The organism is Pseudomonas sp. lyk4-R2A-8, from assembly GCF_030209095.1.
GTDB classification, from domain to species: domain Bacteria; phylum Pseudomonadota; class Gammaproteobacteria; order Pseudomonadales; family Pseudomonadaceae; genus Aquipseudomonas; species Aquipseudomonas quebecensis.
Window position 1 is genome coordinate 1 of sequence record NZ_JARVSS010000039.1, and the last position, 14,655, is coordinate 14,655.

Below are 14,655 nucleotides of genomic sequence, written 5' to 3' on the forward strand. Positions count from 1 at the left end.
CTGATGATCCAGGGCGACCGCCACTACACCTACGACGCCTTCGGCAACCTGATCCGGGAACGGCGTGGCAAGGGCCGGCAACTCGTCACGGAATACCGTTATGACAGCCAGCACCGGCTGATCGAAATCGCCCAGCCTAACGGCCAAACCGCCAGCTACCGCTACGACCCGTTTGGGCGACGCATCAGCAAAATCGTGGACGGCATAACGACGGAGTTTTTCTGGCAAGGCGACACACTGATTGCCGAGCATCATGCCGATCGTCATCGCAGCTATCTCTATGAACCCGACAGTTTCAGACCCTTGGCCCTGTTGGAAGGTTTTGGCCCAAAAGAGACAAAACCCTACCACTACCACCTCGACCACCTCGGCACACCCCAGGAACTCACCACCCCCGAGGGCGATATCGCCTGGTCCGCCCACTACCGCGCCTACGGCGAAATCGCCCGCCTCGACGTAGGCAACCTCGACAACCCCCTGCGCTTCCAGGGCCAATACTTCGACAAAGAAAGCGGTCTGCACTACAACCGCCATCGCTACTACAATCCGGATATTGGTCGTTACCTCACACCGGACCCCGTGAAGTTGGCGGGGGGAATCAACTCCTACCAGTACGCTCCAAACCCTACAGGATGGGTAGATCCGTTAGGCTTAAACACCTGCCCCGGGGGAGACGGTTGTAAGCCAGAGGTAACTGCTAATGAACCGGCCAAAACTGTAAAAGCTGATGAAGGAGATGCTGTATTACCAAAAACAGGAGGAGCTGAGCGATCAGCTAAGTACTCAGCGAATTGGAAAACAGCTAACCTGAATGAAAACATTATAAAATTTGCCGGCACCGATCCAACTGTAACCACAACAGACAAAGGCAAAAAAATATACAAGAACCCTCTCAATGGAGTTGAAGTTGTAGAGGACATCAATGGAAACTACTTTAGAATCTACGACCCATCATTGCCGGGATCGAGACGATACTTAAGCCTTGAAGGCGTCGTGCCCAACAACAAGACATCTCCTTCAGGAAAGCAAATGGGCAGAACACAAAGTGAATACAATGAAGCAACCCATTTCAATAAGGAACTAAAACAATGAAGATGATTTGTGTCCCACTTACGCTAGAGGCTATGAGGTTATTGGACATAAATGATTGCCCGGACTCTCTGCTTGAAATCATTCACCTCACCGATGAAGATTATAAAAAACTACTGATCTCTGGCGCAGTGGAAACTATAAATAACACCCTGGGAAAAATAATTGACGACTACGAAGACGAGACTATCAACACCAATGAGGACCTCATCAAGGCGCTAGCGATATTTAAAGACCACCTGACGCCTGAAAACTCATCAGTAATGAAAAAATTGATCCACCTGAACACAATCGCAATCAAGAGCCACACAGGGCTATTTTTCTTCTTTTAGCTTAATACAGGTACTTGGTAAATGGTCATTTACAACCATTTCTGCATAGCGCAACTAAAATATTTAGTTTGATAAGCTAATCACTCGCTACTCCAGCTTTTTTCGAAGTGAGATCAACTGACAATTTTTCTTTATCCAACATATATCTGAGCAGAACGTCACCTACGGGCTTGGTATAGAGACACACTTATTCGACTTTGACGTCGGGACGCATCATGGATGACTGTTCCTGAAAAATCGGAGAGTCCCGCATCCGTCATTAGATTTCGGCCTAGAAGGTGGACGTTATGGCGTGCTTACGAACACACCCACCACCAGCCTAGACCCTGAGCCAAATCCGCAGCACAATCGGCTCACCAAATGAGCCGAATAACCTCTTTATTCGGCTCACGCACCCCAGGCATTCCACCATGGCTCATCCGCACTGGATCTGGCAACACGCCGACTGGCCTCACTTCCACTGGCAACCCGGTCGCCTCGCGGCGTTGCTGCGCGAGTGCGGACAAGCCCAGGGCAAGTTGCTGGGCATGCTCGGCTCCGTCAGCCAGCCGGTCAGCGCACAGAATGAACTGGATGCGCTGCTGCAAAATATCCTGACGTCCTCGACGATTGAGGGTGAACAGTTGAATGTCGGCTCGGTGCGCTCGTCCCTGGCAAGGCGGATGGGCCTGGAAGCGATGGAAGACGGTCAGGTAAGCCGCCGCAGCGAAGCCCTCGCCGAGTTGATGATGGATGCCACTCAACAATTCACCCAGCCGTTTACCCTCGCCCGCCCATTGAACTGGCATCACTTATTGTTCCCGGCCCCGGAAGCGGGCTATGCCGCTCGAGCGCTCAATATTGGATCCTTGAGGGGAGATGAGCCAATGCAAGTCGTGTCGCGCACTTCTGGTTTGTCACACTGCACCCCTTCGATGACGGCAATGGTCGCCTGACACGCGCTATCACCGATTTGGCACTGGCCCAGGGTGAACACCAGGCCATCCGTTTCTATGCCATGTCAGCCAGCATCCTCGAAGACCGCACCGGCTACTACAGCGCGCTGGAATCCAGCCAGAAGGCCTCCCTGGATATCACTGCCTGGCTGGAGTGGTTCCTTAAAACCCTGTTACGCAGCGTGCAGCAGGCCATGGCGCGGATTGACCGGGTGCTGGAACAGAGTCGGTTCTGGCAGCAGCACCGCGACGGCCCTTTGTCGGCTGAACAGATCAAGGTCCTCAATCGACTGCTCGACGGTGGTGAGAAGGGCTTCGAACACGGCATCGGCGCGGCGCAGTACCAGGCGGTCGCAAAGGTCTCCAAGGCGACAGCGACGCGACACCTGGCGGACCTGCTGGAAAAAAACTGCCTGGTCCGCCTCCCAGGAGGCGGCCGCAGCACGCGTTATCAGGTCAATACAGCAGGCGAGTGACACCCCGCTCATTTGCCCAGAATCCCCATGTCTGCTAGTGTCGCGCCGGTTTACCGTCTACCGGAATAGCCGCCATGGCCCGCAAAAAAGTTGCACTCGATTTCGAACAATCCCTCGCCGACCTGCAAGCCCTGGTCGAGCGTCTGGAGAACGGCGAGTTGTCGCTGGAGGACTCGCTGACGGCGTTTGAGCAAGGCATCGGCCTGACCCGTGACTGCCAGAGCGCGTTGGCGCAGGCGGAGCAGAAGGTGCAGGTGTTGCTGGAGCGTGACGGGGAGTTGGCCGAAGAACCTTTCGACGCGGAACAGCCGGAATGATCGACGCGTATCAGGCCAGTAGCCAAGCCCGGGTGAATGCGGCGCTGGAGCCCTTGTTTGTTGCGCCAAGCCCGGAAATGAATCGCCTCTATGAAGCCATGCGCTACAGCGTGATGAATGGCGGCAAGCGCGTGCGCCCGTTGCTGGCGTATGCGGCCTGCGAGGCGCTGGGCGCGCCGGCCGAACAGGCTAATGGCGCGGCGTGCGCGGTGGAGTTGATCCACGCGTACTCACTGGTACACGACGATTTGCCGGCAATGGACGACGACGATCTGCGTCGCGGCCAGCCCACCACCCATAAAGCCTTCGATGAAGCCTACGCGATCCTCGCCGGCGATGGTCTGCAGAGCCTGGCGTTCAGCGCATTGCTGGACCCGCGCTTGAGCAGCGTCAACGCCGAGATCCGCCTGCGCATGGTCACCACTCTGGCGCAGGCTGCGGGCCCGGCCGGTATGGTCGGCGGGCAGGCAATCGACATGGGCTCGGTCAGCCTCAAGCTGGACCAGCAAGCCCTTGAACACATGCATCGCCACAAGACCGGCGCGCTGATCGAAGCCGCCGTGCAGTTGGGCGCGCTGGCCAGTGGTCAGGCGCAGCCTGCGCAATTGGCGGCGTTACAGACCTATTCCCAGGCGATTGGCCTGGCGTTCCAGGTGCAGGACGACATTCTCGACGTAGAAAGTGACACCGCCACGCTGGGCAAACGCCAGGGCGCCGATATCGCACGGGACAAGCCGACCTATCCTGCGCTGCTCGGGCTCGAAGCCGCCAAGGCCTACGCCCTGGAACTGCGCGACCAGGCCCTGGCCGCCCTGCGACCTTTCGACGCGGCGGCCGAGCCATTGCGCGACCTGGCGCGGTATATCGTCGAACGTCGCCACTGATCGGCACGGCCATCATGGCCGCCTATCGGCCAAGTTCGGCGCTCTGCGTGGGCAGTTTGCGATGCTTGAGGTAAACTGCCGCCTCTTCTATACCTATAACGATTCGCCTGATGCCCACGACGTTCCAAGAGATTCCCCGCAAGCGCCCGTCCACGCCCCTGCTCGACCGTGCTGCCACGCCGGACGGCCTGCGTCGTCTGGGTGAAGCCGAGCTGGAAACCCTGGCCGATGAATTGCGCCTGGAATTGCTCTACACGGTCGGCCAGACCGGTGGGCATTTCGGTGCCGGCCTGGGCGTCATCGAGCTGACTATCGCCCTGCATTACGTGTTCGACACCCCGGACGACCGGCTGGTGTGGGACGTGGGCCATCAGGCGTACCCGCACAAGATCCTGACCGGTCGCCGCGAGCGCATGAGCACGCTGCGCCAGAAGGACGGTGTTGCCGCTTTCCCACGTCGCTCCGAGAGCGAGTACGACACCTTTGGCGTCGGCCACTCCAGCACGTCCATCAGTGCAGCATTGGGCATGGCGATTGCCGCCCGCCTGCAAAACAGTGATCGCAAGGCGATTGCAGTGATCGGCGATGGCGCACTCACCGCCGGCATGGCGTTCGAAGCGCTGAACCACGCGCCGGAAGTGGACGCCAATATGCTGGTGATCCTCAACGACAACGACATGTCGATCTCGCGCAATGTCGGCGGCCTGTCCAACTACCTGGCCAAGATCCTGTCGAGCCGCACCTACGCCAGCATGCGAGAAGGCAGCAAAAAGGTACTCTCGCGTCTGCCCGGCGCGTGGGAAATTGCCCGACGCACCGAAGAATACGCCAAGGGCATGCTGGTGCCCGGCACCTTGTTCGAGGAGCTGGGCTGGAACTACATCGGCCCCATCGACGGCCACGACCTGCCGACGCTGATCGCCACGCTGCGCAATATGCGTGACCTCAAGGGCCCGCAGTTTCTGCATATCGTCACCAAGAAAGGCAAAGGCTTCGCCCCGGCGGAAGTCGACCCGATCGGTTATCACGCAATCACCAAGCTCGAACCGCTGGACGCTCCCGCCGCCGCGCCGAAAAAGCCCAGCGGGCCGAAGTATTCCGGGGTGTTCGGCGAGTGGCTGTGCGACATGGCCGCCGCCGACTCGCGCCTGGTGGGCATTACCCCGGCGATGAAGGAAGGCTCTGATCTGGTGGCGTTCAGCGAGCGGTTCCCGCTGCGCTACTTCGACGTGGCGATTGCCGAGCAACACGCGGTGACGTTCGCCGCCGGCATGGCCTGCGAAGGCGCCAAACCGGTGGTTGCGATCTACTCCACGTTCCTGCAACGCGGTTACGACCAACTGGTGCATGACGTCGCGGTGCAGAACCTCGACGTGCTGTTCGCCATCGATCGCGCGGGCCTGGTGGGAGAAGACGGCCCGACGCATGCCGGCAGTTTCGATTTGTCCTACCTGCGCTGCATCCCCGGCATGCTGGTGATGACCCCGAGCGACGAAAACGAATTGCGCAAGATGCTCAGCACCGGCCACCTTTACAACGGCCCGGCCGCGGTGCGTTACCCGCGCGGCAACGGCCCGAACGCAGTGATCGAAAAAGACCTTGAACCCATCGAGATCGGCAAGGGTATCGTGCGTCGCCAGGGCAACCGGGTTGCGTTCCTGGTATTCGGCGTGCAATTGGCCGAAGCCTTGAAAGTCGCCGAGAAGATCGATGCCACGGTGGTCGACATGCGCTTCGTCAAACCCCTGGATGAAGCCCTGGTGCGCGAGATCGCCGGCAGCCATGAGTTGCTGGTCACAGTTGAAGAAAACGCCATCATGGGTGGCGCCGGTGCAGCGGTCAGTGAGTACCTGGCGCGGGAAAATATCCTCAAGTCGGTGCTGCACCTGGGCTTGCCGGATGTGTACGTCGAACATGCCAAGCCGGCGCAGATGCTGGCTGAGTGCGGGCTGGACGAGGCAGGGATTGAAGCCTCTGTGCGCAACCGCATGGCACTGCTGGGTCTGTAAAAACCTGGAACAACATGTGGGAGGGGCTTGCCCCCGATAGCGGTGGATCAGTTACCGATACTGAGTCTGACCCCCTGTAAACGGAGGCAAGCCTTCTCCCACATTTGGCTTGTGCCCTCCTCCACGCCATGGACAGCTCATGAAACACCTGTACCTTGCCTTGCTGCTCCTGCCCTCCCCGCAATTGCTCGCCGACACCCGCGACGAGGCCCTTAAGCTCCCCGACGTGGTCATCAGCGCCAACCGCCAGGTGCAGGCGCGCAATGACAGCAGCGCCGCCAACACGGTGTTCACCCGCGACGATATCGACCGCCTGCAACCGACCAGCCTCACCGACCTGCTCAGCCGTGTGCCCGGCGTGCAAGTGGCGCCCACCGGCGGGCGCGGTAGCTTGCCGGGGATTTACCTGCGCGGCACCAAGTCCGCCCAAAGCCTGGTGCTGGTGGACGGCCAGCGCATCGCCAATACCACCTCCGGCGACAGCGGCCTGCAATACCTCAATGTCGATCAAATCGAGCGCGTGGAAGTGCTGCGCGGTTCGCGCTCAGTCATGTATGGCAGCGATGCGATAGGCGGGGTGATCCAGGTCTTCACCCGGCGCAACGCCGAGCAAGGCTTGCAGCCGCGTCTTAAGCTGGAGTTCGGCAACCGCCGGACCTGGCAGCGCAGCCTCGGTCTGGCAGGCGGGGACGAACACACGCGGTTCAACCTGGGAGCGAGCCTGGATGAAACCGCCGGCATCAACTCGACCCGTGCGTCTTTTCCCAGTGACGGCGACCACGATGCCTACCGCAACCAGTCGCTCAGCCTCAATCTCAGCCATTCGTTCAGCGATGCGCTGGAGGCTGGTTTCAACCTGCTCGATAACCGTGGCAAATCGGAGTACGACAACAGCTTCGGCCGCTACGACGTCGCCAGTGGTCAGACGCTGGGGCAAAAGCCTTACACCGATTACACCGTCAGCAGCGCCAGCGGCTACCTGGATGCCACGCTCAATGCGCATTGGCAGTCACGCCTGGAACTGGGCCACAGCGAAAACCGCGACACCAAGCGCGACACCCTCAGCGACGACTTCAGCGTGTTCAACACCTACCGCGACTCGATCAACTGGCAGAACGACCTGACCCTGGACGAACACAACAGCCTGATCCTCGGCGGCGATTGGTACGAGGATCGCTTCCATGGCTCCACCGCGTTCAGCGAAAACAGCCGCTGGAACCGCGCGGCCTTTGTGCAGCATCGCTTTCACAGTGAATGGTTCTCCACGGAACTAGGCCTGCGCCGCGACCAGAATCAGCAGTTCGGTGCGCAGAACAGCTGGAGTGGCACGCTGACTTTGCCCATCAACCCCGACAATGACGTGCTGCTGAGCTACAGCGAAGGTTTTCGCGCGCCGACCTTCAACGACCTGTATTACCCCGACACACACTACAGCAACCCCAGTCTGCAGCCCGAAACCTCCAAGAGCTACGAGTTGCAGTGGCGCAGCCAGCTCAGTGACAGCACACGCCTGGAAGCCTCGCTGTACCGCACGGACTTGAGCGACGCGATCATCCTCGACAGCACGGGCAAGCCGCAGAACGTGGCGTCGGCGCGCATCAACGGCATGGAAGCGGCGCTCAAGCAGGAACTGTTCGGCTGGCAGGGCAACCTGGGACTGTCGATCATCGATCCGCGTGATCGTAGCACCGGCTATACCTTGGCCCGTCGCGCACGGCGCACGTTGAGCCTGGACCTGGACCGGCAATTCGATCAACTTGGCGTGGGCGCCAGCTGGCAGGCTATCAGCAGCAGTTATGACGATGCCGACAACACTCAACGCTTGGGCGGCTATGCGTTGCTTGGGCTGCGTGGCAGCTGGGCGATCAATCGGCAAGTGGCGCTGTCGCTGAAGGTCGATAACCTGTTGGACCGGTCTTACGTGCGGGCGCGCTACAGCTATGACGATCCGGCGTTCATGAATAACCAGGATTATCGCGAGGAAGGCCGGACGTGGCTGTTCGGCGTGACCTGGACCCCGGAGACCTGACGCGCCTGCGCAACGGTGTCACAGGTCCGGCGCAATCACCCGACACAATCGCCCCAGCGCCTCCAGCATCTGCCCGCTGGGCCGTTCCAGGCCCTTATCGGGCACCTGCCGCACGCGCTCGGCCATGGTTGGCCAGGCTTTCCACGCGTCCATCTGCGCTTGATCGCTGACCAGAATCATCTCGGGATTGCGCTGCAACACCGACTCGATGCTGACTTGCGGCGCCGGCAGGTTCAGGTCGTCGAACACATTGCGCGCACCGCAGACCGTCAACGCATCGCTGATGATCTGCCCGCCGCCCACGGTGTACAGCGGCGAATTCCACACCTGGTAAAACACTCGTAGGGGTTCGGCACGCCGATAGCGCCGGCGCAATTCGGTCAGGCGCTGGCGCAACTGCGCGGCCAGTTGCTGCCCGGCGTCGGCACGTCCCAGCCGCGCGGCGATGGCTTGGACCTGGACGGTAAGTTGTTCAAGGTTGTGGGGCTCGGCGATATACACCGGGATATTCAAACGCTGCAATTGCTCGCGCTGGGCCGGGCCGACGCTGCCCGGCCACAGCAGGATCAGGTCCGGTTTGAGGCTCAGCAGGCGCTCCATGTCCAACTGACCATAGCGACCGACCGAAGGTACCTGCGCCAATGCCACCGGGCGCTCGCCACCGTCGAGCACGCCCACCAGCAAGTCGGCGGCGCCCAGTTCCATTACGATTTCCGACAGCGACGGCGCCAGGCTGACCACCCGCTCGGCCGCCAGGACCTGGGCGCTCAGCGCCAGCAGCAGAAGCGCCAGCCAGCGGCGCATCATCCCAACTGACGCGGGATGCGGTAGAGGTAAAACAGCACCATCGTCGACAGCGCCAACAGAAACAACGGCACCGCCTCCAGGCCGACAAACACTGCCAGTGCACCCACCCACGCGGGGAGCGCGGCCACCAGCAACGCCGTGCGGCGACGGGCCGCCAGGGTGATCCAGGCAGCGGGCTCTTCGGCGGTGTCGAGGGCTTCGGAGGTGGCGATTAACGCGTGTTTATAGCCATTGAAGTAGCGCAGGCTGAGGAACATCGAGGCCACACCGGCGATAAAGAACGGCATGGCCAACACCGGCAGCAGGGACTCAGCCTGGCCAAACACCAGGTTGACCACAAACAGGGGCAGCAGCGCCAGGGCCAGATACTGCCACCAGTTGACGGACAGCCGACGCTTGACCTGGCCCCGGGTCACGCGCGGTCGACCTCGCCCTGGTGTTCGTTGCCCATCATGTGGTCGAGCTTGCTGGCCTTGGTCGCCAGGTAGAGTTTGTTGTGCGGGTTATGCCCGGTGTGCAGCGGCACGCGCTCGGCCACGGTAATGCCCATGTCGGCCAAGGCTTTGACCTTGCGCGGGTTGTTGGTCATCAGGCGCAGGGATTTCACGCCCAGGTGCTCAAGCATCGGCAGGCAGATCGCATAATCGCGCTGATCGGCCGCGAAACCCAGGCGCTCGTTGGCTTCCACGGTATCGGCGCCGCCATCCTGCAGTTCGTAGGCGCGGATTTTGTTCAGCAGGCCAATGCCACGGCCTTCCTGACGCAGATACAGCAGTACGCCACGGCCTTCCCGGGCGATTGCCTGCAGCGCGGCTTCGAGCTGCGAGCCGCAGTCGCAGCGCTGGCTGAACAACGCATCGCCGGTCAGGCACTCAGAGTGCAGGCGGCCGAGCACGGGTTCGCCATCGGCGATGTCGCCCAGGCTGAGCACAACGTGCTCGCGCCCGGTGGCTTCTTCAAGAAAGCCGCTCATGGTGAACGTGGCAAAAGGGGTAGGCAGCTTGGAAGCGGCGACGAAAACGACGGGCACCGGGTGCTCCTGATTTCAGATTTTACAGAGGCGGCATTGTAACAGCAGGTTCCTACAGACGCTTAAGCTGAATGTTCGCTGATAAAGATCAATCGGTTCGATTGGCCTTCCACTCGGTTCTATGCAGGTCAGAACGGATACGGCTGTTTCCAGTGTTGAAAAATCGGCTTGAGTTCGCCGCTCTTCACCAGCGCATCCATACGCCGATCAAACATTGCCCGCAGGTCCCGCCCCCGCTCGTTGTCGGCAAAACCCACGTAGAGCGGCAGCTGGGTCAGGTGTGTAAGCCGAAAGGTGGCCGGGTCCTGCGCCTGACTCAGGACTTCGCGGGCTTCGGTGAGCGCATCAATGTAGAAATCAGCCCGGCCGTACTGAAGCATCGGCAGGATGCCGTCACGCCGATGTATCTGGTTGAAACGTCGCACATTCGGCAAGTATGCCTCGTATTTGTAGCCATGCACCCAGGCCAGGCGATAACGCCCCAGCGTGGCCAGGCTCGGTGCGGGCGAGGTCGCCAGGCCGAGGGCGTAGATGGGGTCCGAATCGTAATGCCAGCGCGGGTACAGCACGCCGGTGACCTCGTCGCGGTAAGAACCGACCCAGCCATCCACCTCGCCGCGCTGGGCCAGGCCAACCGCTCGGGTGTAGGGCTCGGTGCGGGGCTGTACTTGCAAACCCGCCGGTTCGAATACCTTGCGCATCACATCCCACGCCAGGCCGCTGCCATCGGCGTTGGTGTAGCCGTCCCAGGCCTCACTGGCCAGCGTGACCTTGGAGGGCACCACCGGAGCGTCCTGCGCCTGCAACAACGTCGCAGCAGTGCACAGCAGTGTCAGCAGCCAGCGGCGTACATCCATCGGGACGACCTCCTACAGAGCCATGCATCAGGGATTACGCTATTGAGGGTAGCGCAGGACGCCGCTTCAGGGCGTCTCGCGAAAATGCTGGTAACCGCGGACGGCTGGTGTGATGTCCTGGCCGCCGGCATCAAGCAGCGTCACGCCCTGCCCTGCCTCGACCCGGCCGATCACATGAATCGGCCAGCCACCGGCCAGCAACGGCGCCAGCTCGGCGGGTGGCAGGGTGAAGGCCAGCACGTAGTCGTCGCCCCCACTCAGGGCGGCCACCCGCGCCTGCTCGTCCCCCACGAACGCCAGCAACGCCTTGGACAAAGGCAGCGCCTGGCGCTCAATCAGCAGGCTGACAGCCGAAGCCTTGGCGATATGCCCACAATCGGCCAACAACCCGTCGGAGATATCCATCGCAGCCGTGGCCTTACCGCGCAGCGCCAACCCCAGGGCCAGTTGCGGTTGTGGTGACCAGTAATGGGCCAGCAGCGGCTCGGCAACGCCAGCATCGGCGCTGCGTTGGCCCAGCACCAGCGGCAAAGCGCCAGCGGCGTTGCCCAGTTCGCCGCCCACACATAACAGGTCTCCTGGCTGCGCGCCGCTGCGGGTCAGGGCCTGCCCCGCCGGCACACGGCCAAACACCGTGAGGGTCAGGCTCAGTGGCCCGCGCGTGGTGTCGCCGCCTACCAGGCCCACACCGCAGTGTTGCGCCATGGCGTTCAAACCCTGGGCATAGCGTTGCAGCCAATCGGCATCGACGGTCGGAGTGGTGAGTGCAAGGGTAAAGGCGAGCGGGTGGGCGCCCATGGCGGCCAGGTCGCTCACCGCCACGGCCAGCGAGCGCTGGCCGAGCAGGAATGGATCGCAGGGGTCGGCAAAATGCACGCCGGCCACCAGAGTATCGGTGGAGATCGCCAGTTGCTCCCCAGGGGGCAGCGCCAGCAAGGCGCAGTCGTCGCCGATCCCCAGGGCTATGCCTTCACCGCCCTGCGCACAAGGCGCGGCGGCGAAGTAGGTGCGGATCAGCTCAAACTCGCCCATCGAGAACTCAAGCGCGGATCAGCGCTTGTGTTCCTTCACTTCGGCTTCGCGCAGGCGCGGGGCCAATTTGTCGAGCACGCCGTTGACGAACTTGTGACCGTCGGTCGAACCATAGACTTTCGCCAACTCGATACCTTCGTTGATCACCACGCGGTACGGCACATCGACGCGCTTGAGCAGTTCCCAGGTGGACAGGCGCATCACGCACAGTTCAACCGGGTCCAGTTCCTCGATCGTCAGGTCCAGGCAAGGTGCGAGGGCCGTGTCGATCTCGGTCAGGTTGGCGTGAACGCCGTGCAGGATGTCGTGGAAGTAACTCTGATCGGCGAAGGTAAAGTCGTTATCGACGCGAAACTGCGCTTCGATTTCGTTCAGCGCAGCGCCTGCCAGGTGACGCTGATACAGCGCCTGGGTCGCGAGTTGACGCGCCTTGCGACGCTTCTCGCTCTTGGACGGCTTGCCGGCATCCGCAGGGCGTGGGTCCTGAGGGTTGAACTGATCGCTCTCGTCGGAAATCACTTGGCCTCCAACTGCGACAGCAGGCTGACCATTTCCAGGGCGGACAGGGCCGCTTCGGCGCCTTTGTTACCGGCCTTGGTGCCGGAGCGCTCGATGGCTTGTTCGATGGAGTCCACGGTCAGCACGCCGAACGCAACCGGCACGCCGAACTCCATGGACACCTGGGCCAGGCCCTTGGTGCATTCGCCGGCCACGTATTCGAAGTGCGGCGTGCCGCCCCGAATGACCGCGCCCAGGGCGATGATGGCGGCGTATTCGGCCTGTTGGGCGACTTTTTGCGCAACCAGCGGAATCTCGAAGGCGCCAGGGGCGCGGATGATCGTGATATCGCTCTCGCTCACACCGTGGCGAACCAGGGCGTCCACGGCACCGCTTACCAGGCTTTCAACCACGAAGCTGTTGAAGCGGCCAACCACCAGGGCATAGCGGCCTTTGGGGGCGATGAAGGTACCTTCGATGGTCTTCAGGGTCATTCGACAAATCTCTTAAAGAGCCGGGACGCGAAATGTGCGTCCCTCAGTGATGATTTAACCGCGAACAAGGGGCAGAAATCGCCGGCCTTTATTCGGAGGGCACATATTCTACAACTTCCAGATCGAAACCGGATATCGCATTAAATTTCATCGGTGCGCTCATCAAGCGCATTTTGCGCACACCCAGGTCACGCAGGATCTGCGAACCGGCACCGACGATGCTGTAGGTGGTCGGCGTTTTCACCTGGGTGTGCTCGGCGGTTTCGCGGATATGCGCGAGCAGGACATCGCCATCCACCGGGTTGCCCAGCAACAGCACCACGCCACTGCCGGCCTCGGAAACCGCGGCCATGGCGGCGCGCAGGCTCCAGCGGCCGGGTTGCTTGACCATCAACAGGTCGCGCAGCGGGTCCATGTTGTGCACGCGCACCAGGGTCGGCTCTTCAGCGCAAATGGTGCCCAGGGTCAGGGCCATATGCACGTCGCCTTCCACCGAATCACGGTAGGTCACCAGGTTGAATTGGCCCAGTTCGCTGTCCAGCGGCTGCTCGGCAATCCGCTGAACGGTACGTTCGTGAATCATTCGATAGTGAATCAGGTCGGCGATGGTGCCGATCTTGAGGTTGTGCTCGGCGGCAAATGCTTCGAGTTCGACACGACGGGCCATGGTGCCGTCGTCGTTCATCACTTCGCAGATCACACCGCTGGGCTCGAACCCGGCCATGCGCGCCAGGTCGCAGGCGGCTTCGGTGTGACCGGCGCGGGCCAGGGTGCCGCCGGGCTGGGCCATCAACGGGAAGATGTGGCCGGGGCTGACGATATCTTCAGCCTTGGCGTCCTTGGCGGCGGCGGCCTGCACCGTGCGCGCACGGTCGGCGGCGGAGATGCCGGTGGTGACGCCGGTGGTGGCCTCAATGGATACGGTGAACTTGGTGCCGAAACCCGAGCCGTTGCGCGGCGCCATCAACGGCAGCTTGAGCAGTTCGCAGCGCTCGCGGCTCATAGGCATGCAGATCAGGCCGCGAGCGTGCTTGGCCATGAAGTTGATGTGCTCGGCCTTGCAGGCCTCGGCAGCCATGATGATGTCGCCTTCGTTCTCGCGGTCTTCGTCATCCATCAGGATGACCATCTTGCCTTGGCGGATGTCTTCAACCAGTTCTTCGATGCTATTGAGCGCCACGCGGCACCCCCTTGGTCAGGATTTCAGGTAGCCGTTAGCGGCCAGAAAACTTTCAGTGATATTCCCGGCAGTCGGCTCTGCGGCCTTTTCGCCCAGCAACAGGCGCTCCAGGTAACGGGCAAGCAAGTCCACTTCCAGATTCACCCGGCGGCCCGGCTGGTACGCGGCCATGATGGTTTCGCTCAGGGTGTGCGGGATGATGGTCAACGCGAATTCTGCGCCATTGACGGCGTTCACGGTCAGGCTGGTGCCGTCGACGGTGATCGAGCCTTTGTGCGCGATGTACTTGGCCAATTCTTTTGGCGCGCGGATGCGAAATTCCACCGCCCGCGCGTTTTCGCTGCGCGATACCACTTCGCCAACGCCGTCGACGTGGCCGCTGACCAGGTGGCCGCCCAGGCGGGTGGTCGGCGTGAGGGCTTTTTCCAGGTTAACCGGGCTGCCGGCCTTGAGGTCGCTCATCGCCGTGCAGTCCAGGGTTTCCCGGCTGACGTCGGCGGCAAAGCCGTTGCCCGGCAACTCGATGACGGTCAGGCACACGCCGCTGACGGCGATGCTGTCGCCCAGCTTGACGTCGCCCAAGTCGAGCTTGCCGGTTTCAACCAGCAGCCGAACGTCGCCGCCCTTGGGGGTCATGGCGCGGATGCTGCCGATGGATTCGATAATGCCGGTGAACATGGCCTTCT

At 61.5% G+C, this 14,655-nt stretch carries 15 protein-coding genes and 1 pseudogene; 7 read left to right on the forward strand and 9 right to left on the reverse strand.

What is annotated here, in order from left to right; genetic code table 11:
* From QRN10_RS24270 to QRN10_RS24300, 7 genes and pseudogenes are all read left to right on the forward strand, one after another.
* A partial coding sequence (locus tag QRN10_RS24270) for an RHS repeat domain-containing protein (RefSeq protein ID WP_285429336.1) occupies nt 1–1,092 on the forward strand: 1,092 nt, incomplete at its 5' end.
* Complete coding sequence (locus tag QRN10_RS24275) at nt 1,089–1,421, forward strand: hypothetical protein (RefSeq protein ID WP_181081343.1); 333 nt, start codon at nt 1,089–1,091, stop codon at nt 1,419–1,421. The genes QRN10_RS24270 and QRN10_RS24275, both read left to right, overlap by 4 nt.
* A 410-nt stretch (nt 1,422–1,831) precedes the next feature.
* Nucleotides 1,832–2,832, forward strand: a pseudogene (locus QRN10_RS24280) (Fic family protein).
* Between the two features lie 74 nt (nt 2,833–2,906).
* Nucleotides 2,907–3,149, forward strand: a complete 243-nt coding sequence (locus QRN10_RS24285; protein WP_003194556.1) for an exodeoxyribonuclease VII small subunit — start codon at nt 2,907–2,909, stop codon at nt 3,147–3,149.
* Nucleotides 3,146–4,033 carry a (2E,6E)-farnesyl diphosphate synthase gene (gene ispA / locus QRN10_RS24290; protein ID WP_253509569.1) on the forward strand — a complete coding sequence of 296 codons (888 nt, stop codon included), beginning with the start codon at nt 3,146–3,148 and terminating at the stop codon, nt 4,031–4,033. The genes QRN10_RS24285 and ispA overlap by 4 nt, the downstream gene beginning before the upstream one ends.
* Before the next feature lie 110 nt (nt 4,034–4,143).
* Nucleotides 4,144–6,042 carry a 1-deoxy-D-xylulose-5-phosphate synthase gene (dxs, locus tag QRN10_RS24295; RefSeq protein ID WP_253509570.1) on the forward strand — a complete coding sequence of 633 codons (1,899 nt, stop codon included), beginning with the start codon at nt 4,144–4,146 and terminating at the stop codon, nt 6,040–6,042.
* 139 nt (nt 6,043–6,181) lie between these two features.
* The gene (locus QRN10_RS24300; protein WP_285429337.1) at nt 6,182–8,071 is read left to right on the forward strand and encodes a TonB-dependent receptor domain-containing protein; all 1,890 of its coding nucleotides are present in this window, start codon (nt 6,182–6,184) and stop codon (nt 8,069–8,071) included.
* A gap of 18 nt (nt 8,072–8,089) precedes the next feature.
* Here the strand turns inward: QRN10_RS24300 and QRN10_RS24305 are convergent, their stop codons facing one another.
* The 9 genes from QRN10_RS24305 to QRN10_RS24345 form a co-directional block, all read right to left on the reverse strand.
* Nucleotides 8,090–8,878, reverse strand: coding sequence for a cobalamin-binding protein (locus tag QRN10_RS24305; protein ID WP_253509572.1), 789 nt, complete (start codon nt 8,876–8,878; stop codon nt 8,090–8,092).
* Nucleotides 8,875–9,294 carry an MFS transporter gene (locus QRN10_RS24310; RefSeq protein WP_285429338.1) on the reverse strand — a complete coding sequence of 140 codons (420 nt, stop codon included), beginning with the start codon at nt 9,292–9,294 and terminating at the stop codon, nt 8,875–8,877. Before QRN10_RS24310 ends, QRN10_RS24305 begins: the two co-directional genes overlap by 4 nt.
* Nucleotides 9,291–9,908 carry a GTP cyclohydrolase II gene (gene ribA / locus QRN10_RS24315; protein WP_181081337.1) on the reverse strand — a complete coding sequence of 206 codons (618 nt, stop codon included), beginning with the start codon at nt 9,906–9,908 and terminating at the stop codon, nt 9,291–9,293. The genes QRN10_RS24310 and ribA overlap by 4 nt, the downstream gene beginning before the upstream one ends.
* Before the next feature lie 128 nt (nt 9,909–10,036).
* Complete coding sequence (locus QRN10_RS24320; RefSeq protein WP_285429339.1) at nt 10,037–10,765, reverse strand: substrate-binding periplasmic protein; 729 nt, start codon at nt 10,763–10,765, stop codon at nt 10,037–10,039.
* 66 nt (nt 10,766–10,831) lie between these two features.
* Complete coding sequence (gene thiL / locus QRN10_RS24325; RefSeq protein ID WP_181081335.1) at nt 10,832–11,797, reverse strand: thiamine-phosphate kinase; 966 nt, start codon at nt 11,795–11,797, stop codon at nt 10,832–10,834.
* A gap of 18 nt (nt 11,798–11,815) precedes the next feature.
* A complete protein-coding gene (gene nusB, locus QRN10_RS24330; protein WP_181081334.1) occupies nt 11,816–12,316 on the reverse strand; it encodes a transcription antitermination factor NusB in 501 nt (166 codons plus the stop codon).
* The gene (ribH, locus tag QRN10_RS24335; protein ID WP_034100965.1) at nt 12,313–12,789 is read right to left on the reverse strand and encodes a 6,7-dimethyl-8-ribityllumazine synthase; all 477 of its coding nucleotides are present in this window, start codon (nt 12,787–12,789) and stop codon (nt 12,313–12,315) included. The genes nusB and ribH overlap by 4 nt, the downstream gene beginning before the upstream one ends.
* 88 nt (nt 12,790–12,877) lie before the next feature.
* The gene (gene ribBA / locus QRN10_RS24340; protein WP_253509575.1) at nt 12,878–13,969 is read right to left on the reverse strand and encodes a bifunctional 3,4-dihydroxy-2-butanone-4-phosphate synthase/GTP cyclohydrolase II; all 1,092 of its coding nucleotides are present in this window, start codon (nt 13,967–13,969) and stop codon (nt 12,878–12,880) included.
* 15 nt (nt 13,970–13,984) lie between these two features.
* The gene (locus QRN10_RS24345; RefSeq protein ID WP_181081332.1) at nt 13,985–14,647 is read right to left on the reverse strand and encodes a riboflavin synthase; all 663 of its coding nucleotides are present in this window, start codon (nt 14,645–14,647) and stop codon (nt 13,985–13,987) included.
* Nucleotides 14,648–14,655: the final 8 nt, after the last annotated feature.